Here is a 24,974-nt window from a genome sequence, read left to right as displayed (position 1 = left end):
TTTGCCGTGTCCGGGCGCCTGTTCGCCGTCCCAGGGGGTGTGCGCGGGCGGTGTTACGAAAGTATTCGACGCGTACGACCCGTTGTTCCCACGGTGCACTCCCCTCACCATTTGTCATGCCGCTGAGCAAATACAGGACGTCTTGGTCGAGGGGTGAGGCATGTCTGGACGCGTCAGCCGCAGGGCCGTTCTCGGGGCGGGAGCCGCAGGGGTCGGGGCGGTGACGCTGCCGGCGCTCTCGGGGGTGGCGAGGGCCGACGAGGGTGGAGCCATGGGAGCCGCGGGGGGCGTGCGGCCCACGGACCCGGGGGCGTATATCTCCTTCTCGCCCGCCCCCGGCGCGTTTCCGCTGGTCGGTGCCCCGGTGGTCGTGGACCCTGAGGATCACCCCGGAGTCGTACGGGTAGCAGGGGATCTGCGGAGCGACATCGAACGGGTGACGGGGGTGCGGCCGGGTGACTCGGTGGCGCGGGAAGTGGTGCTGGTCGGGACGATCGGGCGGAGTCCGCTGATCGACGGGCTGATCGCCGCCGGGAAGCTGGACGTCAGTGGGGTGCGCGGGAAGTGGGAGACCTCGCTGCAGACGGTCGTCGAGCGACCGATGCCGGGGGTGCGGCGGGCGTTCGTCGTCGCGGGCAGCGATCCGCGCGGCACGATCTTCGGGGCGTACGACGTCTCCCACGGCATCGGGGTCTCGCCCTGGTACTGGTGGGACGATGTGCCGCCGGTGCGCCGGGACGCGGTGTACGTGCTGCCGGGACGGTTCAGCCAGGGGACGCCGGCCGTGAAGTACCGGGGGATCTTCATCAACGACGAGAACCCGGCGCTCGGGACATGGGCGCCCGCGTACTTCGGGCCGGGCAAGGCGCCCGGGCATCCCGGGGGCTTCAACGCGGACTTCTGGGCCAAGGTCTTCGAGGTGCTGCTCCGGCTGAAGGGGAACTACGTCTGGCCGGCGGTGTGGGGGCGGGCCTTCGCGGAGGACGACCCGGAGAACCGCAGGCGTGCCTCTGAGTACGGCGTTGTCATGGGCACGTCTCATGAGGCGCCCATGATGCGAGGCATCGAGGAGTGGAACCGGTATGCGGTGCCGGCCGTGCGGGACTCCACCGGCGCGATCGTGACCCCGGGGCGGGATCCGTATGGGGGTACGGGGGAGTGGTCGTACCGGCGGAACGCGGAAGCCATCAAGGCGTACTGGCGCGACGGCATCCGGCGGATGGTGGAGCAGGACTTCGAGGGTGTCGTCACGCTGGGGATGCGGGGGAACGGCGACACGAGCCTCCCGGACGGTGACGGCATCGAGCTGATGCGGGAGATCATCGAGACCCAGCGCCGGATCATCGCGGAGGAGACCGGGAAGCCGGTCGAGGAGACCCCGCAGGTGTGGACGCTGTACAAGGAGGTCCAGCGGTACTGGGACCGGGGGCTGCGGGCGCCGGACGATGTGACCGTGGTCCTCACGGACGACAACTGGGGGAACATCCGTAAGCACCCGGACCCGGGGGAGCCCGTACGCCGTGGGGGCTACGGGTTGTACTACCACTTCGACTACGTGGGCGTCGGCCGCAACTACAAGTGGGTCGACACCGCGAACCTCGCGAATCTGTGGGAGCAGCTTCACGAGGCGGACGCCTACGGCAATCACGGGCTGTGGGTGGCGAACGTCGGAGACCTGAAGGGGAACGAGCTGCCGACCGAGTTCTTCCTGAACCACGCCTGGAATCCGGGGCGTTGGGGGCTGGAGAACCTTCAGGAGTGGGAGCGGGGGTTCGCTCGACAGAACTTCGGTGAGGGGGTCGCCGCGGAGATCGCCGAGGTGCTGAGCGCGTACGGGCAGCTCCAGGCCCGGCGCAAACCCGAGCTGCTGAACCGCAGGATCACGCTCGACGCGTCGAAGGACCCGACGAAGGACGAGCGGGCCATCGTCTACGACGACCAGGAGACGCCCTTCTACTTCGGCCACCGGGAGCTGGAGCGGGTCACGGAGGAGTGGCGGGCGCTGGCGAAGCGGGCCGAGCGGGTGGGGCGGCGGCTTCCGGCGGGTGTGCAGGACGCGTGGTTCGAGCTGGTCGGGTACGAGGTGGCGGCCACGGCCAACCTGTACGGGTTGCGGGAGGCCGAGTTCAAGAACCTGCTGTACGCCGGGCAGGGGCGGGCGGCGACGAATCGCTGTGCGGCCGAGGCCGAGGCGGGGCTGGAGCGGGACTTCGCGCTCGCCGATCGCTTCAACTCCCAGGTGGCGGGCGGGAAATGGCGAGGCTTCCAGACGCAGCCGCACATCGGGTACGGGGATGTGGAGCGGTACGGGCCCAACGCCGGGTGGCAGCAGCCGGAGAAGAACAACGTGGCACTGCCGGACGAGATCTTCCCCAAGGTACGGCGGATCGAGGTGCCGGAGGCCGCCGGGCTGGGGGTGGCGGTGGACGGTTCCGAGGACTCGGGGGAGTGGTGGCCCCGGTCCGGCGCGGAGGCGGTGCTTCCGGCGTTCAGCCCGTATCAGACGCGGCCTCAGCAGTATGTGGAGATCTTCAACCGGGGGCGTACGCCCTTCTCGTACCGGATCGAGTCGTCGGTGCCGTGGCTGGTGGTGGAGCGGTCGCGGGGGCGGGTCGAGGAGCAGGTCCGGGTGGGGGTGCGGGTGGAGTGGGGGCGGGTGCCGAGCGGTGCTGATCGGGCCGAGGGGACGTTGACGGTGAGCGGGGCGGGAGCTTCGGTGACGGTGAGGGCCGTCGCGGAGAAGCCGTCGGGGAGGGTGACGCGGGGGCTGCGGGGCTTTGTCGAGGCCGGGGGGTATGTGGCGATCGACGCCGAGCACTATGCGCGGGCCGTGGGCTCCGCCGACGGGCGCGTGCGCTGGCGGCGGATCGAGCGGATCGGGCGTACGGGGGCGGGGGTGACGCCATGGCCGGTGACGGCGCCCCGGCAGACGCCGGGTGGTGCCGGGCCGCGGCTGGAGTACGAGGTCAGCCTGCTGTCGCTGCCGGAGGCGGGGGAGGTGACGGTCTGGGCGTACCTCTCGCCACGGAACCCGACGCTCGCGACGGGCGGGCTGCGGTACGGGGTGTCGTTCGACGACGGGGAGCCGCAGGTGGTCGACATCAACGCCGTCACCGGAGCCGACGACGGGCTCATGAACAAGCAGTGGGCGTGCAACACCTCGGACAACGTGAACGTGACGGGGACCCGGCACACGATCGCCGGGCCCGGTGTGCACCGGCTGAAGTTCTGGATGGTCGATCCGACGGTGGTGGTGCAGCGGCTGGTGATCGACACGGGTGGGTTGACGCCGACGTATCTGGGGCCGCTGGAGAGCCACCGGATCTGAGGGTGCCGGATCTGAGAGGGGACTGCAGATGAACCGTTTTCGTGTGCCTGTGATCGCGCTGGTGGGTGGGGTGTTGCTCTCGGCGGGGGTGGCTGTGCAGCCGGCCTCCGCCCATGGCCCGTCCCTGCGAGCGCTGGCCGACCGGGCGGGCGTACGCATCGGCACGGCCGTCGACATGGCGGCGCTGGCGGACGACACGACGTACCGGAGAACGACGGCCCGCGAGTTCAACTCGGTGACCGCCGAGAACGTCATGAAGTGGGAGTCGGTGGAGCCGCAGCGCGGCGTGTACGACTGGAAGCCGGCCGACGACCTGGTCCGCTACGCGCGGGCCCACGGCCAGGTGGTCCGGGGCCACACCCTGGTCTGGCACAGCCAGCTGCCGGGCTGGTTGACGTCGGGGGTGGCGGACGGGTCGATCGACGCGACGGAGCTGCGGGGCATCCTGCGGGACCACATCACCACCGAGGTGAAGCGGTACAAGGGGCGGATCCAGCAGTGGGACGTGGTGAACGAGGTCTTCGAGGAGGACGGCAGCCTGCGGAACTCGATCTGGCTGCAGCAGCTCGGCCCGTCGTACATCGCCGACGCCTTCCGCTGGGCCCACGCCGCCGACCCCAGGGCCAAGCTCTTCCTCAACGACTACAACGTGGAGGGCGTCAACGCGAAGTCCACGGCGTACTACGAACTCGCCAAGCGGCTGAGGGCGGAGGGTGTGCCGGTGCAGGGCTTCGGCATACAGGGGCATCTGGGGATCCAGTACGGCTTCCCGGGGCAGGTCGCGGAGAACCTGGCGCGTTTCGAGGCGCTGGGGATGCAGACGGCGTTCACGGAGGTGGACGTGCGGATGATCCTGCCCGCCGACTCCGAGAAGCTCACGACCCAGGCGTCGTACTTCCGGAGGCTGCTGGACGCCTGCCTCGGCACCCGGAGCTGCAAGTCCTTCACCGTGTGGGGCTACACGGACCGGTACTCGTGGGTGCCGGGGGTGTTCGAGGGGCAGGGCGCGGCCACGCCCATGGACGAGGGGTACGGGCGGAAGCCGGCGTATGGGGAGTTGCGGGAGGGGTTGATCGCGGGGCGGTAGAGGGCGCTCGCCGCATTGGGCCCGGTTTCATCCGCGCCTCGTACCCGGAGTCTCCGGGTACGAGGCGCGTTCTTCTACGGCTGCTCGTCCGCGAATACCTCGGCTGCGGAACCGGCAGTGATGGCGCGGTCGAACCAGCGGCCCAGGATCTCCAGGTCATCACAGGATGTGATGCGCTCGCGGTCGTCGTCCGAGACGCCGATGCCGCGACGGTCCAGGAGGCGCAGGATGTCCTCGGCCCGGCTCTCGGCCCGGCCCTCGGCCCGGCCCTCGGCCCGGCCCTCGGCCAGGCCCTTCTCGCGGCCTTCGGCCCGGATTTCCTGGGAGAGGGGCGACTTGTAGAAGGAGAGGTCCACGGCCACCAGTTTCCTCCAGAGTGCTGCGGCTGGGTGCTTGCCCATGCCTTGTGCGATGAGTTCGATGATCGGGTTGGCGAGGTCTGCGGGTGTGTCCCGCAGCACATGGGTCACTGCTTTGAGTATGCCCCCGACGCCCGGGTTCTTGGCGTGCGTGATCGCGGACAGCGTGGCGAACGCGAGGTCCTTGCGGACTTCGGCGGGGTCGGTGATCACCGGCATGTTGTGTGGTCCGGCGACGAGTGGGCGGAGGGTGAGCAGCGGCCACTGGCGAGGGCCGAAGTCGACCGGGCGCGCTGCCCATTCGGCGGTCGCGCGGTCCTGGCAGACGACCAGCAGCATCGGCTGCAACCGGTACTTCGTCAGCAGGTACGAGGCGTAGTACGCCCAGCTGGCGGGCTTGGCGGGGTCCTTCTTGCCCTGGGCCTCGACCGCGAGGAGCAGTGGCTCGTGGTCCTCCGTCTCCAGCCGCAGGAGTGTGTCGACGCGGCGTTCGACCGGGCTGGTCTCGGTGAGGTCGTTGGGCAGGACGGTGACCGACGTGGGCGGGGCGAAGTCGACGCCCAGCACCTCGGAGACCCGGGAGAAGAGCTCTGGGTGCTCCTGGAAGACGCGGTGCATCGCCTCGTGGGGCGAGCTGACCATGAGGGTTCCTGGTGAGGGTGAGATGGGGTGGACAGATTTGCCTCTGGCACATGCCGGAGAGGTCTCGCGATGAGCGTAGAGGCGCAATACGGCCTGGAAGCAGCCCAATTGGTGACGTTCACCCGAAGCGGTGAGCCTCGGTCGGGTTCCGTCAGGCAGCTGTGGTGGCGTGCCGGAGCTCGCGGCAGTCGCGGCAGCGGTCGGGTCCGTCGGTGCGGAAGCCGCGGTCGCAGCCGTCGCAGTTGATGAGCGGGTGGATGACGGCGGGGGGTGGGGCGGGTGTGCGGAACGGCGGCGGGGGCGGCAGCCGGGCGATGAGGCGGTGGGCCAGGAGGGATGCCGGGCGGCGCAGGGGCTCGGATGGCAGGTCGGCGATCAGGGCATGGCGTACGGCGGTGGAGCTGACGTCGCGTTCCAGCCAGGCGGCGACACCGGGGGCGAGATGGGCCGCGTCGCAGGCCGAGAGGAGCAGCCGGGGGTCGTGGCGGCGTAGGTCCGCGAGGAGGTCGGTGGCGGTCTGGAGGAGCGTGGGGGAGGGGTAGGCGGGGTGCGGTACGGCGGGGAGGGGCTTGCGGGGGGTGCGCTTCTCGTGGTTGTTGGGCTTGGTGGGCCTCATGGGCTCCGTACGCGTCTCGTGTTCCACGTGCGTCTGCCGGGCCGCTGAGGCCGCCGCCTGTCGCATGGGCCTGGAGTGGGTGGGCGCCTTGTCATGGCGCCGGGCCGTCGGCTGGTTGCAGGAGATCGTGCGGGTGACGATACGGCCGCCGGGGACCCGTTCGCGTTCGCGGCGCAGGTAGCCGTGGGCTTCGAGTTCGCGCAGGGCGGCGGCGATACGGGTCGCGCCCTCCGTGAAGCGGGCGGCGAGGCTCTTGATGTCGACGCGGGCGCCCTTCGGGAGGGACTGGATGTGTACGGCCAGCCCGATCGCGAGGAGGGAGAGCTCCGGGTGCTGGGCGAGGTGGTTGCCGATCACCGTGAAGCGGGTGGTGTGGCGGGTGTGGTCGTGGACCAGGCCACCGGAGTGGGGATTGGCGTGGGGGTGCCGATTCGGGTGTTTGTTGGTGGCAACCCGGGTCTGCGCGTGCGGGGGCACGCTAGGGTTCTGCGTATCCATCAGGAAGAGGTCCGATCTTCCTCGGTGGTCAGGCCCTCGCACTGGGATTGCCGTCCTGGCGGGGGCCGTCGCATGTCTGCGGTTGTGGTGGTGCTGCGCTGAGCGTAAGGGCATCAACCGGCCCCGAATCCAGCCGAGTCGGCGATGTTCACCCGTCGGGGTGAGTGTGCTCGGCGGGCGGGAGGGGTGGGGCTTGGTGGGGTTCTTTCATCCTTGAGTTCCTTGGGAAAGACAGCCCGCCCCGCCGCAGCACGGACCACCGGAGCACGGGCGGCCGGGTTCCGGTGGGAGGGTGACCTCGGCCCAGATCGTCTTGCGCGGGGGCAGACCCGGCGCGGTTCCCCACCGGTCCGCGAGCGCCTCGACGAGCAGCAGACCTCGTCCGGACTCGGCGTCGAGGGTGGGGTGTTGGATGTGCGGCAGTCGTTCGCCGCGTGTGTCCGTGACCTCGATGCGGAGGGTGCGGCCGATGACGTAGAGCGTGAGGTCGAAGTCCCGTCCCGGTACGCGGCCGTGTGTCGTCGCGTTGGCCGCCAGCTCGGCGACGATGTGCCGCGCCGGGTCCAACGGCAGCCCCCATGAGCGCAGTTGTTCGGTGGCGAGGAGGCGTGCGAGGCGGGCCCCGCGTGGTGTGGAGGACAGCCGCACGCTGTAGTTGCGGATGGGGCTGCGGAGTTCGGCCTCGGGGGCGGCGGTTTCCGTATTCACATCACTCAGCGTGGCGGCACGTGCTTACTGTGAACAGTGACTACGCCGATACGTACGGTGACTGTCCGGTCGTTGTCCGGTCGTGTCGGGCCTGTCCGGAAGGGCCGTACGGGTAAGGGGCGTTGAGGCACGACGGTACGGCGGAGAGGTGCGCGATGTTGGTGGACGGTGACGCGGGGCGGCTCAAGACCGAGGCGGACGAGCCGGGTTGGGAGGTGGACCCGGACGACGAGTGGGGAGTCGCGGTCATCGCCACGGTCGGGCGGCAGCTGAAGCTGCGGCGGGAGGCCGTCGGGATGAGCGCCGCCGACTTCGGAAGGGCCGTCGGATACGGCGAGGACCTGGTCTACAAGATCGAGGGCGGGAAGCGGATTCCCCGGCAGGAGTATCTGGACAAGGCCGACGAGGCGTTGGGCGCGGGCGGGCTCGTCTCGGCGACGTGGGAGGACGTGAAGAAGGTCCGGTACCCGAAGAAGGTGCGGGCGCTGGGGAAGCTGGAGGCCAAGGCGGTCGAGATCGGGGTGTACGAATGCAACATCATCGCGGGGTTGTTGCAGATGCCGGATCATGCGCGGGCCGTGATCGGGGCGGCCCAGCCGCCGTACTCGCCGGACGACGTGGAACGTATGGTGGCCGCTCGTCTGGCCCGGCAGGCGGTCTTCGAACGTGACCCGGCTCCGTCCGTGCACTTCGTCCTGGAAGAGGCGCCGCTGCATCGACAGGTCGGGGGCACAATGGTGTGGCGACGGCAGCTCGAACGTCTGCTGGAGGTGGGGCGGTTGAACAACGTCACGCTTCAGGTCATGCCGACGAACACCGACGCCCACCCGGGGCTGGACGGCAGGATCGAGTTGCTGAAGTTCCCGGACGGTACGGCGGTGGGGCGTGCCGACGGCCTGTTCAACGGGCGGCCCATCTCCGACCCGAGGCAGCTCCGCATCCTGGAGTTGCAGTATGGAACCATCCGGGCGCAGGCCCTCCCACCGCGGGGGTCGCTGGCCTTCATCGAGAAACTGCTGGGAGAAACATGATCCGCAAGTCCTCCGCCGGGGACGCCTCCGGACTCGCGTGGTTCAAGAGCAGCTACAGCGGCGGCACCAACGGCGAGTCCTGCGTCGAGATCGCCGTGGCCCCCGGCACCGTCCACGTCCGCGACTCCAAGAACATAGAGGGCCCTCAGCTCGCGCTCACGCAGGACGCGTGGGCGGACTTCGTGACCTACGCGTCGGGAAGCTGACCCCTCAACTGCTTGCGCCCCGCACCTGGCCGACGCCGGGGGCGTCCACTGGGCCGTGGAAGGCGCGTTGATCCTCGGGGCAGCCCGGGCTTACCGCCTGCTGTGGCTGTTCAATGCCGTCATCCAGGCGACCGACAGAGACCTCGCTGACTCTCCCCAGACGCCGCAGCAGAGCCCTCCTGCGGCCCGTGGGTGATGTTCCCTCGCCCCCAGGGCAGCCATGGTGGCGCGCCCCTGCCGCCGAGTCCGAACCTCAATGGGTGACGGCAGCGGCGGCACTTCGGGCGGTGGGGATCGTCCCGTCCGCAACCAGCTCCGCGACGGCCTCACCGTGATTGCGGACCAGGTAGTCCATCGCGTGCTCGGTGGAGGACTGGTACTCCAGCTGCGCACTATGGAAACGCAGGCGTTCCTGGCAGTCCTCGATGATCTCGCCCCATGTCTTGACCATGATCCGGAAGCGCGGGGTGGACACCGCGCAGCCCGGGACCCGATCGACCTGGTGAGCGAGCTGTCGCAGTGCCTTGTCCATGGTGTTGCCGACGAGCCAGAAATCCCATGTCACTGCGGGGTCGCGGAACCGGTCGTCGGACATGACGGCCTCCGCGTAGCTGCTGATCTGACTGAACTCCACCATGCCCAGGATCACGCTGGGGCGTTTGAGCTCAATGATCAGGTGGTGCCGCTCGCCCTTCCTGTGCCGTGCGGCCCGCGACAACATCAGGTCGACCCTGCCGGTCCGCCCGTCCTCCCGGAGAACTGGTTCCGGTGTGGGAGCGTCACGCCCGAGCAGTCGGCAGTGCTGAGCGAGCACCGCGTTGAGGCTGCGGTCGCTGACATGCAGCGCGTACTCCTCGCCGAAGACCCAGCACTGGTCTTCGAGGATGCGGTGCAGTTCGTCCCGCTCCTGGACACGCGGCTTTGCCTCGGGGGCGAAGACAAGGTGTTCCAGCGCGGTGAGGAAGTCGATGCGGTTGGCGGCCGCCGTCGATGCCTTGATCAGGGCCGAGAGAGTGGTGCGTGTCAGGAGGCGGTTCAGCTCTTCCCGCTCCTGCCGTGACAGGGTGAACAGCTCATCCGCGATGCGCAGTATGTCCGACGGCTCGTGTGCCAGCACGGATCGCAGCAGAGCGAAGGTGGTTCTGCGGGTGCCCTGGGACTTGGGGAGGTGACGGAAGACCGTGGTGGCCACCGCGTCGAAGGTCTCGCGTTCGGCTCGTTCTCTTTCGTCGGCGGCGTCTCCGGCGTACGGATAGATGCCCTCCTTCTGCCACTCGGCGACCTGTTCGCGTCGGCGTTCGTCCACGCGGGCCCGGAAATGGGAGCGGAGTTGGTCGCGAGCCGCCGCGAGGACTTCGGCGAGGGGCCCGTCCGCGGCCCAGTCCGTGAAGGCCAGATCCTCGGAGTCGACGTCGTCGAAGCCGGACCAGGTGAGATGGGCGGTGAACTCGAAGCCGGGAGCCTGGATGCCGGGCTTGAGCTGGGCTCGGGACATCCCCTCGCCGTCGCACAGGAAGAGCGCGCGGGTGACGGGCCTGCGCCACTCGACGACCTTCAGTCGCGCGGGCTCACCGGTCGAGTCGGTGGGCGAGGGCAGGACGTAGTCGCGTACATGCAGTTGCTCCGAGGCCGGGTCGAGATCGTGGCCGTCGTACGCGATGCGCACGTCCGGATATCTTTCCAGGTACGCGGCGAAGGCCGTGGTGAGTGACGACCTGGCGCGGCATTCGCCCAGGACATCCAACTCGTTGCCTCCGAATGCCTCGAAGAGCGTGCCGGTGGGCTCATCGGTCGGCTCGGCATCGCCGATGTCGAACTCGTCCATGGAGTGCCGGTCGGCCTCGATCAGCAGTTGACGTCGGCCTTCCGCGCTCTCGCTGACGCTGGTCCAGCGCACCTGGGTGCCCAGGGCGAAGGCCCGCACTCGGCCCCTTCCGTTCTTGCCGTGCAGAGCGCGGTTCTTCGCTGGGGTGCCCTGTGCGTGCTTCTTCCATGACGTACCGATCGGCCGGAAGTACTCCTCGCAGTGCTCGGCGGACATTCCACTGCCGTCGTCCTGGACTCGGACCCGGTCCACACCACCGAGGTCGTTGCGCTCCAGCGTGACGACCACATGCTCGGCATCGGCGTCGAGGGCGTTCCAGATCAGTTCCTCGACAGCGCCGACGGGGTCTCGCAGCCGGGCCGGCTCGGCGACGTGCTCCCGGCTGGTCTCCAGCCGCACTTTCACCATGACGTGGGTCTTTCCTGCCGTGCGTCCCTGATCGGGAGCAAAGTCTGCCTCTCCCGGGGTGCGTTACACGCGGAATCGCCGTGAAGTCACCCTTCGGCGCCCAGTCTCCGCAACGTGCGTGGCGTTGGCCTCCATTGATCCCGCCCGGGCGGAGGGCATGATCACGTCATTGGGTAGGCTGCCGCCCTTCGTATCCCGCACCCCTCTGGAGAGGTGTGAATGAACACAGGTAGACGGACCGCCGCGGTGGCCACGATCGTGGGGGCGTTGGCCCTCTCGGTGCTCAACGCCCCGGCGGCCCAGGCAGCGGACACCGGCATCAAGGTGACGGACCTCGTCATCAACAACGGCAAGCCGATCGTGGTGGGCACGTCGAAGGTGGTGGAACCGCCGATCAGCTTCTTCGTCACGCTGCCGGCCGGGTACAGCACCGCTGACCCGTCCCGCTACGACACGCACCCCTTCCTCTACCGCGGCACCACCGCGAAGAAGGCGGCCGAGAGCGCGGAGAACTACATCGGGCCGGGCGGATACACCTGCTACGAGCTCGACTCCAAGCGGGCCCGCTGCGAGGGCGGCCTCTACATCGACCCGAAGCCGAGCCGCGGCGACGTCGACTCCAACAGCGACGCCACGAAGTGGAAGATCGCCGTGGCGCTGCGTCTGTTCAAGGCGAGTGGTGGGCTCAAGGCCGAGGAGTACGAGACGCGGTCCGGGTCCGTCCTGATCAAGCGGGCGGCGAAGGCCACCGCCAACGCCTCCCCGGAGCCCGTCGCCAAGGGCAAGAAGATCACCGTCACCGGCAAGCTCACCCGCGCCGACTGGAACACCCACAAGTTCGGCCCCTACGGCGGCCGTACCGTCACCCTCCAGTTCCGCGCCAAGGGCACCGACTCCTTCAAGACGGTCAAGAAGGCGACCACAAGCAGCACCGGTGCCCTGAAGACCACTGTCACCGCCTCCACCGACGGTTCCTGGCGGTGGGTCTACTACGGCAACTCGACGACCGGCGCCGCGACCAGCGCGGCGGACTACGTCGACGTGCGCTGAGGGGCGTTTCGCACGTGGCGGAGGGGCGAGTCAGTACAGGGTCGGTACCTCGCCCCCCTCGACTCGCGTCAGCGTCACCCCCGGCAGACCGCGCAGGCGGCGTTCCGCCACCGCCTTCAGGTCATCGGCGGTCGGTGGGGCGGCGCCCAGGCCGATGGCGTAGCGGGTCGGGGTCGTGGTGAAGGGGCGGGGCCAGGCGTGGCAGTCGGGGGTCGTCTCCGCGAGGTCCGTGATCAGGGACCGCGTCCTTCCCCGGAGCCGGCCCTCGTCCGCGCCCGGGCCCGCCGTCACCACCGCCCAGGCCGCGTGGCGGCGGTGGAGCGGGGGAGGGGCGAGCAGTTCGGCCCACGGGTACCGGGCTGTGGGGTCCGTGGGTGCCCCTTCCAGCACCTCCCAGGCACGGAAGAGCTCTTGGGTGACCAGGTCGCGCATGCCCGCCGTGACCTGGTCCGTGCAGGGGCGTATCGGGGCGGACGGGGTCGTGATGGTGAGGGGGAGGGCGTGCGACTGTCCCGCGGGTCCCACCGGTGTGCGCCAGTCCCAGGCCGCCCACGTCGCGAAGAAGTGCCGTAGCAGGTCGTACGGTGGCAGGTCGCCCGCCTCGCCTGCCGTACGGGCCGCCAGGACGGACCAGGCCAGGCCCGGCAGGCCCCCGAACGGTGCCGAGTCCAGGCCCCGGGCCCTCGCCCATGCCTTGACCTGCCTGGCCAGCCGGGCGAACGCCGGACCGTGGGCGCCCGCCGAGGCGAGCACCGCGTCGGCGTCGCTCACCGCGCTGAGCGCGACCGCCGCCGCCTCCCCCAGCTCGACCCGGCGGTCCACCGCCTCCGCGGGGTCCATCGATCCGGTGGCGACGACGACCAGGTCCACGTCCAGCCTGTCCAGCCGTAGCCGCAGGCCGGGTACGCGGGCCCCGACCACCTCTCTCACGTCGGCAGCCTCGGGGAGGGCCTTGGACAACTCCGCCTGTACGGCGGCGAGTTCGACGGTACCGGGCAGTGCCGCCACCAGGTCCAGGTCGGCGCCGGGCAGCGCACAGCCCATGCGCCGGGAGCCGACGACGTGGACGACGCCGTCGGGGAGCGCCTCCGTGATGCCGGGGATGATCCGGTCGGCCACAGCGGTGTCGGCCACAGCGGTGTCGGCCACGTCCGTGTCGGCGGGGTCGTACCCGTAGTCCACGTCCGTGTCGCCGGCGTCGTACCCGTAGTACTCGGCGGCCTCGTACCCGTAGTGCGGGGCCTCCTCCGCCCACCGCACCTCCCCGGTTCCCAGCGTCATCGTCCCCCGCAGCCGCATCGGCTCGTCCCCGCGTCGCGACAGCAGTGCCAGTTCGCCGACCCTGACCGGCATCGGGGTGAGGCGGGCCGCGCAGGCGGCGGCCAGGGCGTTCGGGTCGGTGGTGCGGCCCAGACTCAGGTGGGGGGTGAAGCCCTCGTGGCGGCCACGGCAGCGGGGGAAATGGCGGAGGAGCATGCTGTGCAGGGCGGCCCACGGCTCCTCGCCATCGGCCGCCGGGTCGAGCCAGACCGTCGCGTAGTCCCGGTGGCCGAACCAGTGCACGCCCTCCAGCCGGGCGTCGAAGGGAGCCGTCGTGGTCGTCGCGAGTGCTGCCGCCGCCTGCTCGAAGGCGTGTTCCGGTACGAAGCCGAAGAGCACGTTCACATGCGGTGGCCAGCGGTGGATCTGCGGGTCGTGGTTCCGGCGGATGTCCTGCAGCGGGGGCCACAGCTCCTGAGGAGGGAGCCATGCCAGGGCCGTGCGGGGGGTCGGGCGGGCGTCGAGACGGTCGAGCGCGGCAGTGTCCCGCCCGTCTGTCTCCGGTGTGTCCAGCGTCATCTCCGCTCGCACCCCGTAGTGGTCCGAGATGTACGACCCCTCCGCTGTCGGCGCATCCCCGTACAGCTCAGCCCGCCGTACCCGTACCGCCTCCCCGCGCACCAGCACCCGGTCGAGCCGCGACGCCCGTCCCGTCAGGGACGAGATCGCCGCCAGCGGGTTGGCACGCGGGTCGAAGGTCGGAGTCATGTCGTCGGCGCCGTGCGTCTCGCTCCACGCGTCCCGCATACCGAGGGCCAGCTGTGGCGTGTCGCCCCCGTCATTGAAGTCGCCCAGGAGGATCACATCGGCGTCCAGACCCGCCAATCCCTCGATGACCTGGGCCAGTTCGACATCGCGACGACCGGCACCGTTCTCGGAGTGGTCGCTGCTCAGATGCGTCGCCGCGACGACGAGAGGCCGTACGCCGGACTCCACCGCCCCGGTCGCGCCCTCTGCCCGCATGCCCTCTGCCCGCATGCCCTCCGCATCCACGACCACCGCGGTCACCGCCTTGTGCGGCCCCAGCTCATGGAACGCGGCCTCGCGCACCGGCAACCGGCTCAGAAGCAGCAGACCGCACTCGTCGACGTCCCGCCCTCGCGGGTCCGTCCCCAGCGTCCAGTCCGCCCGCACCCAGGGTTCGCGCAGGAGCATGGCCACCAGCTCCGCCTCGACCTCCTGCAACGCGATCACGTCCACATCGGCGTCCCGCAGCGCCCGCAGCAGCAGCGGCCTGCGCCGGGCGCTGTCGATGCGGTCGGCGTCGTAGCGGTCCCAGAGGGTGTTCCAGGTCAGCACCCGTACCCCACCGGAGCCGGTCAGGGGCGTGCCCTCTCGTGGTGAATGGGCGGGCACCCACCCCTCCCCGTCCCACACATACGGCGTACGAGCCGTGAAGAACGGCGCGCGGAGCAGCCGGGCCTGACGTACGCGCCCCGCCTCCGTCGCGTCGATCCGGTCCACACCCGTGGCCCGGTCCCACACCACCTCGCCGTCCGCCTCGAAGAACAGCACCCGGTGCCAGGGGATCTCCCCGCCCGGCACGAACGCGGGCAGCGGGACCCGCTTGGGCGCGGCGCCCCGCTGCATGACGCCCAGCACGAAGCGGGCCGGGTCGAAGCGCGCGTCCCAGCGCACCCGGTGGTAGATCTCCTCGCTCGTACGCATGGCCCCTCAGACCTCTTCCTCAATGGTCCCGCCGGCCCCGATGTACCAGGTGCGGTGGGCGTCGCCCGGATACGGCGGACTGAAGCGGCGCACCTGTGCGGTGAGCACCTCCGGCGGCACCGGATGCTCACGGCGGGCGTTGCGCCGCACCAACTCGTCCTCGTCGACGAGGACCACGGCGTGGGTGATCAGGGCGTCGCGGCGGTGGGCGACGGCGTGCACGAGCGAACGCTGCTGCTTGCTGAGGGACGTGGCGTCCCACACCACCGTCCCTCCGGCGGCCAGGGCCTCGTCCAGCCGGTCGAGGCCCGTACGCAGCACGTCCGCGTTGGCCCGCTGATCCGCACGCGCGCCGCGCGCCGCGCGCAGATCGTCCAACGAGACGTACGCGTCCACGCCCCGCAGCCCCCGCGCGAACGTGCTCTTGCCGCTGCCCGCCGGGCCGACCATCTGGATCAGCTTCGGGAAGTCGCCCGACCGCCGGCGCCATGTCGCGGCGACGGCCTCGTCGACACCGCTGATCCGCCCCTGGGCGTACGCCTCCCGCGCCTCGGCCCGGCACCGGACGGACGCGTCGGCCGACAGCCCGGCGAACGCCTCCCGCAGGGCACCCTCGTCCATGCCCCGCACCTCCTCGGCGTGCAGCGCCGACCACTCCACCTGCTCCCGCGCCTCGTCCGTCGTCGCCGTGGCCCGGGCGACCGCGTGCAACAGCCCGAGATCGGCGGCGTACGACATCCGCGCCAGACCGGCCCGCCGGTCCTCGTCGGGGTAGGGCCGGTGCAGCGCCGGATGCAGTCCTACGAGGTCGGCGACCCGGCGTGCGAGCGGCAGGCCCAGCGCCCCGGTGAGGCGCCCCGCGAGCCACCCCCGCTGCCCGTGCCGACCGTGCGAGAGCGCGGCCAGCGCGCCGACCAGCCGGTCGTCCCCGGACCAGGACCCCGGCCCCGACCGGTCCCCGGACCAGGAGTGCGCGGCCGGCTGGAACCGGGCGAGAGCCCCTGCGTCCCCCTCACCGGACAGCCCGACCGCCTCCGCCAGCGCCTCCGCGTCGACATCCGCCCCCGAGCGCACGGCCCACAGGGCGGCCCGCGCCCCCAGCCGGTTCTCGACGACCGCCGAGTGCATCCAGTGCGTGTCCGTCCGCACGTGCCCGGCCCGCACCCACTTGGCCACGCGCACCCCGAACTCCTCCGCGCCGAACCCGGCCGCGACCCGCACGACGTACCCCTCCTGTCGCCCGAGGCCGAGCCGCAGCGCTCGAAGCGCCCGCTCGTCGAACACGCCCCGCCACAGCACACGCGGCACCGGAATCCCGAGCCCGTGCAGAAAGCCGACCGTCCGGTCCCAGTCCAGGCAGCGGCCCTCCCCGTCCCACACCGAGAAGCCGTAGAACCAGCTCTCCAGGTCCTCGTACGCGATCGAATGCCGGGCGAACATGTTCTCCCCGCACACCCGCCAGCCCTCGGGGATCGCGTGCCCGACCCGTGCCTGGAGCGCCTTCACCCAGGTCCGCGAGGGGTGGTGGGCCGAGTCGAGCGACCGGGCGTGCAGGCCGTCGGCGTACAGCGTGGTGTTCTCACCGTCGAGCTTCTCGGTGACGACGACCTCCTGGCCGCGCAGCCCGGACAGATCCGTGACCCGGAGGTCGTCCGAGGCAGCGCCGGGGGACCAGGGCAGATGGCGGGTCCGTGGATAGTGCGTACGCATGTGAACATTCCCCCGGAACAGCCGACTTCCTCGGTCGCCGTACGGGACCGCGGCTTCTGGCCGCTGTTGGGCCGGGCCGTCGATGGCCGCCGATGACTGACCGCCGCCGTACGTCGTACCTGATCAGCGTAGGAGCGCGTGGCGGCGGCAGGCCAACGGATTACCCGCGGCTCAAGTGGCCCGCATGACGCTCCGCCTACCCCTTCGCCCAACCCTTCGCAGGAGGCCAGGACCCCTTGGCCCGCAACATCAGTTCGTCCGTTCCGACAGATGGGCCATGGCCCGGTCCTTGGCCTCCCAGGTCCGGAGGACCGCCAGGGCGTAGGCGACGCGGATGTCCAGGCGTCGAGGGTCGAAACGGTAGGCCTTCTCGCTGATGCCCCGGTAGTCCAGCGCTGTGCCGATGCCCTGCGCGCGCCACCGGGTTCGGGCGGGACACCCGAAGGACGGGTCGTCCGCGCCTCCCTCCCAGTAGCTGTACAGCACCGAGAAGATCATGTGGAGAAACCAGACGGGGGAGGCCACCACATAGAAGCACCAGGAGTACCAGGTGCCCTGCTTACCTGTGACCGACTGCGGTGCGCTCGTCAACCGCGCGGACCAGCGGACCCGGCGCGGCCAGGGCAGGACCCGGCCGGCGCGGCGGGTGACGCAGGCCAAGAGGGTGCCGTCGGCGGCGTAGACCTCATGAACGTCCGGGGCCACCGGGCGGACGGAGCACCACATCCCGTCGCTCGGCCCGTCGAGGATCCAGAAGAGCGAGGGCGCCTTGCGAGCGCCCGGCTGCCCGGATCGCGCCGCGAAGACCCGGGCCAAGGGGGTGTCCTGTGCACCGCGCGCGGGCCACAACCGGATCGTCGACCCCATCTCGGCGTCGGGCGGCAGCCCCAGCGAGAGGGGGTCGGCCACCGGGACGGGGACGTTCACGCAGACCCAGAACGAGTACGGCGAGTACGGCGAGTACGGGGTGGGAGCGTTGTGCACGATGTCATCCAAACGCCTGGTCCGTTCCGAGGCCCTGGTGGAGCCGACCCGCCGGCGCGACCTTCTCAGCGATGCCGCCGGTCATGTCTGGTGGCGCTCCCCCGAAGAGTCCGTTGCGATCCTCACACGACGACGGTTTGAGTCGCGTCACTCGCGGGGTAATCTCTCCGGCTCGATTGGCGGAGCCGGTCGGCCGTGTGGCAGACTAGCGGGGTTGCTCGGTCGAGTGTTGATGCTGCGCGCCTCCCGCCGGGAGGACTGGAAGCGAGTCCCACGGTACTCGTCGCCTTAACTGCCTCACGGCAGCGCTGGGGCGGACGTACGGGAATCTTCCGGGAAGTGCGGTGCGGCACCGGCCAGGCACCCGGTGGGCCTCTCGGCTCCCGGCCCACGGCTTCGGAAGGGCCGTGCTCCCAGGCAGGGGAAGCTCGAACAAGGGGCATCTGTGTCAGCGGGAGCGCGACACGCCCGACCGCGTGGGTCGGAGGAGACGGTCACCAGGAACACCGGGTTCCAGAGCGTGAGAAGAGACAGGACTACTGAGTAGCCATGGCGGGACAGAAGATCCGCATCCGGCTCAAGGCCTACGACCACGAGGTCATCGACTCCTCGGCGAAGAAGATCGTCGAGACGGTGACCCGCACTGGTGCGTCGGTCGCGGGCCCGGTGCCGCTGCCCACTGAGAAGAACGTGTACTGCGTCATCAAGTCGCCGCACAAGTACAAGGACTCGCGCGAGCACTTCGAGATGCGCACGCACAAGCGCCTGATCGACATCCTCGACCCCACCCCCAAGACCGTTGACTCTCTGATGCGACTCGACCTCCCGGCCGGCGTCGACATCGAGATCAAGCTCTGAGGGTCGGTGAGCTGAGTATGGCTAAGCAGATCAAGGGCATCCTGGGCGAGAAGCTCGGCATGACGCAGGTGTGGGACGAGAACAACCGCGTTGTTCCGGTCACCGTCGTCAAGGCCGGCCCCAACGTCGTCACCCAGGTTCGTACCAACGACGTCGACGGTTACGAGTCCGTCCAGCTCGCCTTCGGCGAGATCGACCCGCGCAAGGTGAACAAGCCCCTCAAGGGCCACTTCGCCAAGGCCGACGTCACCCCCCGTCGCCACCTCGTCGAGATCCGCACCGCGGACGCCTCCGAGTACACGCTGGGCCAGGAGATCACCGCCGAGGTGTTCGAGGCCGGCGTGAAGGTCGACGTCACCGGCAAGAGCAAGGGCAAGGGCTTCGCCGGTGTCATGAAGCGTCACAACTTCGGTGGCCTCGGCGCCGGTCACGGCACCCAGCGCAAGCACCGCTCCCCCGGCTCCATCGGTGGCTGTGCCACCCCGGGCCGTGTGTTCAAGGGCCTCCGCATGGCGGGTCGCATGGGCAACGAGCGGGTCACCACCCAGAACCTGACCGTCCACGCCGTTGACGCGGAGAAGGGTCTGCTGCTCATCAAGGGCGCGGTTCCCGGTCCGAACGGCGGCCTCGTCCTGGTCCGCACCGCGGCCAAGGGGGCCTGAGGTAACCGATGAGCACTGTTGACATCCTTTCGCCTGCCGGCGAGAAGGCCGGTAGCGTCGAACTCCCCGCGGAGATCTTCGGCGTGGAGAAGGTCAGCATCCCGCTGATCCACCAGGTCGTCGTCGCGCAGAACGCCGCTGCCCGCCAGGGCACGCACAAGACCAAGACCCGCGGCGAGGTTCGTGGTGGCGGTAAGAAGCCTTACCGCCAGAAGGGCACCGGCCGTGCGCGCCAGGGCTCGACCCGCGCTCCTCAGTTCGCCGGTGGTGGCGTCGTGCACGGTCCCGTGCCGCGTGACTACTCGCAGCGGACCCCGAAGAAGATGAAGGCCGCGGCCCTGCGCCACGCCCTCACCGACCGGGCCCGCCACAACCGCATCCACGTCGTCACCGGCGTGATCGAGGGCGACACCCCGTCCACCAAGGCCGCCAAGAGCCTGTTCGGCAAGATCAGCGAGCGCAAGAACCTGCTCCTGGTCGCCGAGCGCTCCGACGAGGCCGCGTGGCTCTCCGCCCGCAACCTGCCCCAGGTCCACATCCTGGAGCCGGGCCAGCTGAACACGTACGACGTGATCGTCTCGGATGACGTGGTCTTCACCAAGGCCGCTCTCGAGTCCTTCGTCGCCGGCCCGCAGAAGGCCAACGACACCGAAGGGAGCGAGGCCTGATGGCTATCCGTCACCCCTCCATCGCCTCGAAGGCCGCCAAGGCCGCCAAGGCCGCGCGCGTCGCCAAGGCGCGTCGCCACGCCACCGAGGGCAAGAACACCGTCGTCACCCCGGCGAGCAAGGCGTACACGGACCCCCGTGACGTCCTGCTGAAGCCGGTCGTGTCCGAGAAGAGCTACGCGCTCCTCGACGAGAACAAGTACACGTTCATCGTCGACCCGCGGGCCAACAAGACCCAGATCAAGGAGGCCGTGCAGTCGGTCTTCTCGGTCAAGGTCACCGGGGTCAACACGATCAACCGCCAGGGCAAGCGCAAGCGGACCCGCACCGGGTTCGGCCAGCGTTCCGCCACCAAGCGCGCGATCGTGACCCTCGCCGAGGGCGACCGTATCGACATCTTCGGCGGTCCGACCTCCTGACGGGAGGTCCGGATCGTCCGATATCGGACGAGGACTGAGAAATGGGAATCCGCAAGTACAAGCCGACGACTCCGGGCCGTCGTGGCTCCAGCGTCGCCGACTTCGTCGAGATCACGCGGTCCACGCCGGAGAAGTCGCTGGTCCGCCCCCTGCACAGCAAGGGCGGCCGTAACAACGCCGGTCGTGTGACCGTCCGCCACCAGGGTGGTGGCCACAAGCGCGCCTACCGCGTGATCGACTTCCGTCGTCACGACAAGGATGGCGTGCCGGCGAAGGTCGCGCACATCGAGTACGACCCCAACCGCACCGCGCGCATCGCGCTGCTGCACTACGCGGACGGCGAGAAGCGCTACATCCTCGCGCCGCGTGGCCTCTCGCAGGGCGACCGCATCGAGAACGGTCCCGGGGCCGACATCAAGCCGGGCAACAACCTGGCCCTGCGCAACATCCCGGTCGGTACGACGCTGCACGCGATCGAGCTCCGTCCGGGCGGCGGCGCCAAGTTCGCCCGCTCCGCCGGTGCCTCCGTGCAGCTGCTCGCGAAGGAGGGCTCGATGGCCCACCTCCGCATGCCGTCCGGTGAGATCCGCCTGGTCGACCAGCGCTGCCGCGCCACGGTCGGCGAGGTCGGCAACGCCGAGCAGAGCAACATCAACTGGGGCAAGGCCGGCCGCAAGCGCTGGCTGGGCGTCCGCCCGACCGTTCGCGGTGTGGCGATGAACCCGGTTGACCACCCCCACGGTGGTGGTGAGGGCAAGACCTCCGGTGGTCGCCACCCGGTCAGCCCCTGGGGTCAGAAGGAAGGTCGTACTCGTTCGCCCAAGAAGGCGTCGAACAAGTACATCGTCCGCCGCCGCAAGACGAACAAGAAGCGCTAGGAGCGGGTTTAGATGCCGCGCAGTCTCAAGAAGGGGCCCTTCGTCGACGACCACCTGATCAAGAAGGTGGACGCCCAGAACGAAGCCGGCACCAAGAACGTCATCAAGACCTGGTCCCGTCGCTCGATGATCGTCCCGGCCATGCTCGGCCACACGATCGCGGTGCACAACGGCAAGACCCACATCCCGGTGTTCGTCACCGAGTCGATGGTCGGCCACAAGCTCGGCGAGTTCTCGCCGACGCGCACCTTCCGGGGTCACGTCAAGGAAGACCGGAAGTCGAAGCGCCGCTAGTAGCGGATCGCATTCAGACACGTAAGTAACTGAAGGGACAACCATGGAAGCCAGGGCCCAGGCGCGGTACATCCGCGTCACGCCCATGAAGGCCCGCCGCGTGGTGGACCTTATCCGTGGCATGGACGCCACGGAGGCTCAGGCGGTCCTGCGATTCGCTCCGCAGGCCGCCTCCGTGCCCGTCGGCAAGGTGCTCGACAGCGCCATCGCCAACGCCGCGCACAACTACGACCACACGGACGCCTCCTCGCTGTTCATCAGCGAGGCGTACGTCGACGAGGGCCCGACCCTGAAGCGGTTCCGTCCGCGTGCCCAGGGCCGTGCCTACCGGATCCGCAAGCGGACCAGCCACATCACCGTGGTCGTCAGCAGCAAGGAAGGAACCCGGTAATGGGCCAGAAGGTAAACCCGCATGGGTTCCGGCTCGGTGTCACCACGGACTTCAAGTCCCGCTGGTACGCCGACAAGCTGTACAAGGACTACGTCAAGGAAGACGTCGCCATCCGTCGGATGATGACGTCCGGCATGGAGCGCGCCGGTATCTCGAAGGTGGAGATCGAGCGCACCCGTGACCGTGTCCGCGTGGACATCCACACCGCGCGTCCGGGCATCGTCATCGGCCGCCGTGGCGCCGAGGCCGACCGCATCCGCGGTGACCTCGAGAAGCTCACGGGCAAGCAGGTCCAGCTGAACATCCTCGAGGTCAAGAACCCCGAGACCGACGCTCAGCTGGTTGCCCAGGCCGTCGCCGAGCAGCTCTCCTCCCGCGTCTCCTTCCGTCGGGCCATGCGCAAGAGCATGCAGTCCGCCATGAAGGCCGGCGCCAAGGGCATCAAGATCCAGTGCGGTGGCCGCCTCGGCGGCGCCGAGATGTCCCGCTCGGAGTTCTACCGCGAGGGCCGTGTGCCCCTGCACACGCTCCGCGCGAACGTGGACTACGGCTTCTTCGAGGCCAAGACGACCTTCGGCCGCATCGGTGTGAAGGTCTGGATCTACAAGGGCGACGTCAAGAACATCGCCGAGGTCCGCGCCGAGAACGCCGCCGCCCGTGCGGGCAACCGCCCGGCGCGTGGCGGTGCCGACCGCCCGGCCCGTGGTGGCCGTGGTGGCGAGCGGCGCGGTCGCAAGCCGCAGCAGCAGGCTGCCGAGGCCCCCCAGGCCGAGGCCACCGCCGCTCCGGCTGAGAGCACCGGAACGGAGGCCTGACCGACATGCTGATCCCCCGTAGGGTCAAGCACCGCAAGCAGCACCACCCGAAGCGCAGCGGCGCTGCCAAGGGCGGCACGCAGGTTGCGTTCGGCGAGTACGGCATCCAGGCGCTGACCCCGGCGTATGTGACGAACCGTCAGATCGAGGCCGCTCGTATCGCCATGACGCGTCACATCAAGCGTGGTGGCAAGGTCTGGATCAACATCTACCCGGACCGTCCGCTCACCAAGAAGCCCGCCGAGACCCGCATGGGTTCCGGTAAGGGTTCTCCGGAGTGGTGGATCGCCAACGTCAAGCCCGGACGCGTGATGTTCGAGCTGTCGTACCCCAACGAGAAGATCGCCCGTGAGGCGCTGACCCGTGCGGCCCACAAGCTGCCGATGAAGTGCCGGATCGTCAAGCGCGAGGCAGGTGAAGCGTGATGTCGGCCGGTACCAAGGCGTCCGAGCTGCGCGAGCTGGGCAACGAGGAGCTTCTGGCGAAGCTTCGCGAGGCCAAGGAAGAGCTGTTCAACCTCCGCTTCCAGGCGGCGACGGGTCAGCTCGAGAACCATGGCCGTCTGAAGGCGGTCCGCAAGGACATCGCGCGGATCTACACCCTGATGCGCGAGCGTGAGCTGGGCATCGAAACGGTGGAGAGCGCCTGATGAGTGAGAACAACGTGACTGAGCAGACCGCAGAGGCGCGTGGCTTCCGCAAGACCCGTGAGGGTCTCGTCGTCAGCGACAAGATGGACAAGACCGTCGTCGTCGCCGTCGAGGACCGCGTCAAGCACGCGCTGTACGGCAAGGTCATCCGCCGTACGAACAAGCTCAAGGCGCACGACGAGCAGAACGCCGCGGGTGTCGGCGACCGTGTCCTCCTCATGGAGACCCGGCCGCTGTCCGCGACGAAGCGCTGGCGCGTCGTCGAGATCCTCGAGAAGGCCAAGTAATTTCCGTAAGGAAATTCCACAAGGCAAGCATCCCTCCTAGGGGGACCCCCTAGGCATCGTTCCGCCAGGCTCGGCAGGGGCCGACTCCCTTACGGCAAAGCCCCTGCCGGGAACCGGCAGACAATCAGGAGATAGACGTGATCCAGCAGGAGTCGCGACTGCGTGTCGCCGACAACACTGGTGCGAAGGAAATCCTTTGCATCCGTGTGCTCGGTGGCTCCGGTCGCCGCTACGCGGGTATCGGTGACGTCATCGTCGCCACCGTCAAGGACGCGATCCCCGGTGGCAACGTGAAGAAGGGTGACGTCGTCAAGGCGGTCATCGTTCGCACCGTCAAGGAGCGCCGCCGTCCGGACGGCTCGTACATCCGATTCGACGAGAACGCCGCCGTCATTCTGAAGAACGACGGCGACCCTCGCGGCACCCGTATCTTCGGCCCCGTCGGCCGTGAGCTGCGCGAGAAGAAGTTCATGAAGATCATCTCCCTCGCGCCGGAGGTGCTGTAAGCATGAAGATCAAGAAGGGCGACCTGGTCCAGGTCATCACCGGTAAGGACAAGGGCAAGCAGGGCAAGGTCATCGCGGCCTTCCCCCGCGAGGACCGTGTCCTGGTCGAGGGTGTCAACCGGGTCAAGAAGCACACCAAGGCCGGTCCGACCGCTCGCGGTTCGCAGGCCGGCGGGATCGTCACGACCGAGGCGCCGATCCACGTCTCCAACGTCCAGCTGGTCGTTGAGAAGGACGGCAAGAAGGTCGTGACCCGCGTCGGTTACCGCTTCGACGAAGAGGGCAACAAGATCCGCGTTGCCAAGCGGACGGGTGAGGACATCTGATGGCTACCACCACCACTCCGCGTCTCAAGACGAAGTACCGCGAGGAGATCGCGGGCAAGCTGCGTGACGAGTTCAAGTACGAGAACGTCATGCAGATCCCCGGCCTCGTCAAGATCGTGGTCAACATGGGTGTGGGCGACGCCGCCCGCGACTCCAAGCTGATCGAGGGCGCCATCCGCGACCTCACCACGATCACCGGTCAGAAGCCGGCCGTCACCAAGGCCCGCAAGTCCATCGCGCAGTTCAAGCTGCGTGAGGGCCAGCCGATCGGTGCCCACGTCACGCTCCGTGGCGACCGCATGTGGGAGTTCCTGGACCGCACCCTGTCGCTCGCGCTGCCGCGCATCCGCGACTTCCGTGGTCTGTCCCCCAAGCAGTTCGACGGCCGTGGCAACTACACCTTCGGTCTCACCGAGCAGGTCATGTTCCACGAGATCGACCAGGACAAGATCGACCGCGTCCGGGGTATGGACATCACCGTGGTGACCACGGCGACCAACGACGCTGAGGGCCGCGCGCTCCTTCGTCACCTCGGCTTCCCCTTCAAGGAGGCGTGAGCGAGATGGCGAAGAAGGCTCTGATCGCGAAGGCTGCCCGTAAGCCGAAGTTCGCCGTGCGTGCGTACACCCGCTGCCAGCGGTGTGGCCGTCCGCACTCCGTCTACCGCAAGTTCGGCCTGTGCCGCGTGTGCCTCCGTGAGATGGCTCACCGTGGCGAGCTGCCGGGCGTGACCAAGAGCTCCTGGTAATCCCCCGAATAAGGGATTCCAGAGGCTCTCGGT

27 protein-coding genes are annotated in these 24,974 nt (G+C 69.3%); 20 read left to right on the top strand and 7 right to left on the bottom strand.

The window, feature by feature from the left end:
- Positions 1-160 precede the first annotated feature (160 nt).
- The gene (locus STRIP9103_RS31165) at positions 161-3,328 is read left to right on the top strand and encodes a glycosyl hydrolase 115 family protein (RefSeq protein WP_009327073.1); all 3,168 of its coding nucleotides are present in this window, start codon (positions 161-163) and stop codon (positions 3,326-3,328) included.
- A gap of 28 nt (positions 3,329-3,356) precedes the next feature.
- Entirely contained in the window at positions 3,357-4,415 is a 1,059-nt protein-coding gene (locus STRIP9103_RS31160; RefSeq protein WP_048821315.1) for an endo-1,4-beta-xylanase, read from the top strand.
- 74 nt (positions 4,416-4,489) lie between these two features.
- Here the strand turns inward: STRIP9103_RS31160 and STRIP9103_RS31155 are convergent, their stop codons facing one another.
- The 3 genes from STRIP9103_RS31155 to STRIP9103_RS31145 all read right to left on the bottom strand — a co-directional run bounded on the left by STRIP9103_RS31155 (position 4,490) and on the right by STRIP9103_RS31145 (position 7,238).
- The gene (locus STRIP9103_RS31155) at positions 4,490-5,416 is read right to left on the bottom strand and encodes an RpnC/YadD family protein (protein ID WP_009327097.1); all 927 of its coding nucleotides are present in this window, start codon (positions 5,414-5,416) and stop codon (positions 4,490-4,492) included.
- A gap of 151 nt (positions 5,417-5,567) precedes the next feature.
- A complete protein-coding gene (locus tag STRIP9103_RS31150; protein WP_048821314.1) occupies positions 5,568-6,530 on the bottom strand; it encodes a DNA-binding protein in 963 nt (320 codons plus the stop codon).
- 207 nt (positions 6,531-6,737) lie between these two features.
- The gene (locus tag STRIP9103_RS31145; protein WP_009327093.1) at positions 6,738-7,238 is read right to left on the bottom strand and encodes an ATP-binding protein; all 501 of its coding nucleotides are present in this window, start codon (positions 7,236-7,238) and stop codon (positions 6,738-6,740) included.
- A 155-nt stretch (positions 7,239-7,393) separates the two neighbouring features.
- On the opposite strand from STRIP9103_RS31145, the gene STRIP9103_RS31140 reads away from it, so the two are divergent.
- Both STRIP9103_RS31140 and STRIP9103_RS31135 read left to right on the top strand, forming a co-directional pair.
- Positions 7,394-8,269, top strand: coding sequence for a helix-turn-helix domain-containing protein (locus tag STRIP9103_RS31140; RefSeq protein ID WP_009327077.1), 876 nt, complete (start codon positions 7,394-7,396; stop codon positions 8,267-8,269).
- Positions 8,266-8,475, top strand: a complete 210-nt coding sequence (locus tag STRIP9103_RS31135; RefSeq protein WP_009327075.1) for a DUF397 domain-containing protein — start codon at positions 8,266-8,268, stop codon at positions 8,473-8,475. The genes STRIP9103_RS31140 and STRIP9103_RS31135 overlap by 4 nt, the downstream gene beginning before the upstream one ends.
- Before the next feature lie 253 nt (positions 8,476-8,728).
- Here the strand turns inward: STRIP9103_RS31135 and STRIP9103_RS31130 are convergent, their stop codons facing one another.
- Positions 8,729-10,708, bottom strand: coding sequence for an ATP-binding protein (locus STRIP9103_RS31130; RefSeq protein WP_009327096.1), 1,980 nt, complete (start codon positions 10,706-10,708; stop codon positions 8,729-8,731).
- A 219-nt stretch (positions 10,709-10,927) separates the two neighbouring features.
- Here STRIP9103_RS31130 and STRIP9103_RS31125 point away from each other — a divergent pair, with 219 nt between their 5' ends.
- The gene (locus STRIP9103_RS31125; RefSeq protein WP_048821313.1) at positions 10,928-11,758 is read left to right on the top strand and encodes a hypothetical protein; all 831 of its coding nucleotides are present in this window, start codon (positions 10,928-10,930) and stop codon (positions 11,756-11,758) included.
- Between the two features lie 30 nt (positions 11,759-11,788).
- Here the strand turns inward: STRIP9103_RS31125 and STRIP9103_RS31120 are convergent, their stop codons facing one another.
- From STRIP9103_RS31120 to STRIP9103_RS31110, 3 genes are all read right to left on the bottom strand, one after another.
- On the bottom strand, positions 11,789-14,746 hold the full coding sequence (locus STRIP9103_RS31120) for a poly(A) polymerase (RefSeq protein ID WP_009327095.1): 2,958 nt from the start codon (positions 14,744-14,746) through the stop codon (positions 11,789-11,791).
- A gap of 6 nt (positions 14,747-14,752) precedes the next feature.
- Positions 14,753-16,456, bottom strand: coding sequence for an RNA ligase family protein (locus STRIP9103_RS31115; protein ID WP_009327078.1), 1,704 nt, complete (start codon positions 16,454-16,456; stop codon positions 14,753-14,755).
- A 249-nt stretch (positions 16,457-16,705) separates the two neighbouring features.
- Positions 16,706-17,440, bottom strand: coding sequence for a hypothetical protein (locus tag STRIP9103_RS31110; protein ID WP_100244039.1), 735 nt, complete (start codon positions 17,438-17,440; stop codon positions 16,706-16,708).
- A 549-nt stretch (positions 17,441-17,989) separates the two neighbouring features.
- Between STRIP9103_RS31110 and rpsJ the strand changes: the two genes are divergently transcribed.
- The 15 genes from rpsJ to STRIP9103_RS31035 all read left to right on the top strand — a co-directional run bounded on the left by rpsJ (position 17,990) and on the right by STRIP9103_RS31035 (position 24,941).
- Positions 17,990-18,298, top strand: a complete 309-nt coding sequence (gene rpsJ, locus STRIP9103_RS31105; RefSeq protein ID WP_003948644.1) for a 30S ribosomal protein S10 — start codon at positions 17,990-17,992, stop codon at positions 18,296-18,298.
- A gap of 17 nt (positions 18,299-18,315) precedes the next feature.
- On the top strand, positions 18,316-18,960 hold the full coding sequence (gene rplC / locus STRIP9103_RS31100; protein WP_009327088.1) for a 50S ribosomal protein L3: 645 nt from the start codon (positions 18,316-18,318) through the stop codon (positions 18,958-18,960).
- 8 nt (positions 18,961-18,968) lie between these two features.
- Entirely contained in the window at positions 18,969-19,628 is a 660-nt protein-coding gene (gene rplD, locus STRIP9103_RS31095; protein WP_009327071.1) for a 50S ribosomal protein L4, read from the top strand.
- On the top strand, positions 19,628-20,047 hold the full coding sequence (rplW, locus tag STRIP9103_RS31090; protein WP_009327083.1) for a 50S ribosomal protein L23: 420 nt from the start codon (positions 19,628-19,630) through the stop codon (positions 20,045-20,047). The genes rplD and rplW overlap by 1 nt, the downstream gene beginning before the upstream one ends.
- A 41-nt stretch (positions 20,048-20,088) precedes the next feature.
- Positions 20,089-20,925: a 50S ribosomal protein L2 gene (rplB, locus tag STRIP9103_RS31085; RefSeq protein WP_009327076.1), complete on the top strand. Its 837-nt coding sequence runs from the start codon at positions 20,089-20,091 to the stop codon at positions 20,923-20,925.
- A gap of 12 nt (positions 20,926-20,937) precedes the next feature.
- Positions 20,938-21,219, top strand: a complete 282-nt coding sequence (gene rpsS, locus STRIP9103_RS31080; RefSeq protein ID WP_004984529.1) for a 30S ribosomal protein S19 — start codon at positions 20,938-20,940, stop codon at positions 21,217-21,219.
- Positions 21,220-21,262: 43 nt separating this feature from the next.
- A complete protein-coding gene (rplV, locus tag STRIP9103_RS31075; RefSeq protein WP_009327087.1) occupies positions 21,263-21,610 on the top strand; it encodes a 50S ribosomal protein L22 in 348 nt (115 codons plus the stop codon).
- Entirely contained in the window at positions 21,610-22,425 is an 816-nt protein-coding gene (gene rpsC, locus STRIP9103_RS31070) for a 30S ribosomal protein S3 (protein WP_009327072.1), read from the top strand. The genes rplV and rpsC overlap by 1 nt, the downstream gene beginning before the upstream one ends.
- Before the next feature lie 5 nt (positions 22,426-22,430).
- Positions 22,431-22,850: a 50S ribosomal protein L16 gene (gene rplP, locus STRIP9103_RS31065; RefSeq protein WP_009327094.1), complete on the top strand. Its 420-nt coding sequence runs from the start codon at positions 22,431-22,433 to the stop codon at positions 22,848-22,850.
- Positions 22,850-23,074 carry a 50S ribosomal protein L29 gene (rpmC, locus tag STRIP9103_RS31060; protein WP_003974259.1) on the top strand — a complete coding sequence of 75 codons (225 nt, stop codon included), beginning with the start codon at positions 22,850-22,852 and terminating at the stop codon, positions 23,072-23,074. Before rplP ends, rpmC begins: the two co-directional genes overlap by 1 nt.
- Complete coding sequence (gene rpsQ, locus STRIP9103_RS31055) at positions 23,074-23,361, top strand: 30S ribosomal protein S17 (protein ID WP_009327090.1); 288 nt, start codon at positions 23,074-23,076, stop codon at positions 23,359-23,361. The genes rpmC and rpsQ overlap by 1 nt, the downstream gene beginning before the upstream one ends.
- Before the next feature lie 137 nt (positions 23,362-23,498).
- Complete coding sequence (gene rplN, locus STRIP9103_RS31050) at positions 23,499-23,867, top strand: 50S ribosomal protein L14 (protein ID WP_003998823.1); 369 nt, start codon at positions 23,499-23,501, stop codon at positions 23,865-23,867.
- Positions 23,868-23,869: 2 nt separating this feature from the next.
- The gene (gene rplX, locus STRIP9103_RS31045) at positions 23,870-24,193 is read left to right on the top strand and encodes a 50S ribosomal protein L24 (RefSeq protein WP_009327082.1); all 324 of its coding nucleotides are present in this window, start codon (positions 23,870-23,872) and stop codon (positions 24,191-24,193) included.
- Complete coding sequence (rplE, locus tag STRIP9103_RS31040) at positions 24,193-24,750, top strand: 50S ribosomal protein L5 (RefSeq protein ID WP_007494758.1); 558 nt, start codon at positions 24,193-24,195, stop codon at positions 24,748-24,750. The genes rplX and rplE overlap by 1 nt, the downstream gene beginning before the upstream one ends.
- A 5-nt stretch (positions 24,751-24,755) precedes the next feature.
- Positions 24,756-24,941, top strand: coding sequence for a type Z 30S ribosomal protein S14 (locus STRIP9103_RS31035; RefSeq protein ID WP_004571834.1), 186 nt, complete (start codon positions 24,756-24,758; stop codon positions 24,939-24,941).
- The last annotated feature ends 33 nt before the right edge of the window (positions 24,942-24,974 follow it).

The organism is Streptomyces ipomoeae 91-03 (assembly GCF_000317595.1).
GTDB classification, from domain to species: domain Bacteria; phylum Actinomycetota; class Actinomycetes; order Streptomycetales; family Streptomycetaceae; genus Streptomyces; species Streptomyces ipomoeae.
Note: the sequence above shows the minus strand (reverse complement) of the source record. Positions and strands in the feature narration are given on the sequence as shown.

Excerpts from the sequence above, each read along its gene's own strand:
- STRIP9103_RS31165 (WP_009327073.1), top strand. The coding sequence starts at position 161 with ATGTCTGGACGCGTCAGCCGCAGGGCCGTTCTCGGGGCGGGAGCCGCA.
- STRIP9103_RS31160 (WP_048821315.1), top strand. The coding sequence starts at position 3,357 with ATGAACCGTTTTCGTGTGCCTGTGATCGCGCTGGTGGGTGGGGTGTTG.
- STRIP9103_RS31155 (WP_009327097.1), bottom strand. The coding sequence starts at position 5,416 with ATGGTCAGCTCGCCCCACGAGGCGATGCACCGCGTCTTCCAGGAGCAC.
- STRIP9103_RS31150 (WP_048821314.1), bottom strand. The coding sequence starts at position 6,530 with ATGGATACGCAGAACCCTAGCGTGCCCCCGCACGCGCAGACCCGGGTT.
- STRIP9103_RS31140 (WP_009327077.1), top strand. The coding sequence starts at position 7,394 with ATGTTGGTGGACGGTGACGCGGGGCGGCTCAAGACCGAGGCGGACGAG.
- STRIP9103_RS31135 (WP_009327075.1), top strand. The coding sequence starts at position 8,266 with ATGATCCGCAAGTCCTCCGCCGGGGACGCCTCCGGACTCGCGTGGTTC.
- STRIP9103_RS31130 (WP_009327096.1), bottom strand. The coding sequence starts at position 10,708 with ATGGTGAAAGTGCGGCTGGAGACCAGCCGGGAGCACGTCGCCGAGCCG.
- STRIP9103_RS31125 (WP_048821313.1), top strand. The coding sequence starts at position 10,928 with ATGAACACAGGTAGACGGACCGCCGCGGTGGCCACGATCGTGGGGGCG.
- STRIP9103_RS31120 (WP_009327095.1), bottom strand. The coding sequence starts at position 14,746 with ATGCGTACGAGCGAGGAGATCTACCACCGGGTGCGCTGGGACGCGCGC.
- STRIP9103_RS31115 (WP_009327078.1), bottom strand. The coding sequence starts at position 16,456 with ATGCGTACGCACTATCCACGGACCCGCCATCTGCCCTGGTCCCCCGGC.
- rpsJ (WP_003948644.1), top strand. The coding sequence starts at position 17,990 with ATGGCGGGACAGAAGATCCGCATCCGGCTCAAGGCCTACGACCACGAG.
- rplC (WP_009327088.1), top strand. The coding sequence starts at position 18,316 with ATGGCTAAGCAGATCAAGGGCATCCTGGGCGAGAAGCTCGGCATGACG.
- rplD (WP_009327071.1), top strand. The coding sequence starts at position 18,969 with ATGAGCACTGTTGACATCCTTTCGCCTGCCGGCGAGAAGGCCGGTAGC.
- rplW (WP_009327083.1), top strand. The coding sequence starts at position 19,628 with ATGGCTATCCGTCACCCCTCCATCGCCTCGAAGGCCGCCAAGGCCGCC.
- rplB (WP_009327076.1), top strand. The coding sequence starts at position 20,089 with ATGGGAATCCGCAAGTACAAGCCGACGACTCCGGGCCGTCGTGGCTCC.
- rpsS (WP_004984529.1), top strand. The coding sequence starts at position 20,938 with ATGCCGCGCAGTCTCAAGAAGGGGCCCTTCGTCGACGACCACCTGATC.
- rplV (WP_009327087.1), top strand. The coding sequence starts at position 21,263 with ATGGAAGCCAGGGCCCAGGCGCGGTACATCCGCGTCACGCCCATGAAG.
- rpsC (WP_009327072.1), top strand. The coding sequence starts at position 21,610 with ATGGGCCAGAAGGTAAACCCGCATGGGTTCCGGCTCGGTGTCACCACG.
- rplP (WP_009327094.1), top strand. The coding sequence starts at position 22,431 with ATGCTGATCCCCCGTAGGGTCAAGCACCGCAAGCAGCACCACCCGAAG.
- rpmC (WP_003974259.1), top strand. The coding sequence starts at position 22,850 with ATGTCGGCCGGTACCAAGGCGTCCGAGCTGCGCGAGCTGGGCAACGAG.
- rpsQ (WP_009327090.1), top strand. The coding sequence starts at position 23,074 with ATGAGTGAGAACAACGTGACTGAGCAGACCGCAGAGGCGCGTGGCTTC.
- rplX (WP_009327082.1), top strand. The coding sequence starts at position 23,870 with ATGAAGATCAAGAAGGGCGACCTGGTCCAGGTCATCACCGGTAAGGAC.
- rplE (WP_007494758.1), top strand. The coding sequence starts at position 24,193 with ATGGCTACCACCACCACTCCGCGTCTCAAGACGAAGTACCGCGAGGAG.
- STRIP9103_RS31035 (WP_004571834.1), top strand. The coding sequence starts at position 24,756 with ATGGCGAAGAAGGCTCTGATCGCGAAGGCTGCCCGTAAGCCGAAGTTC.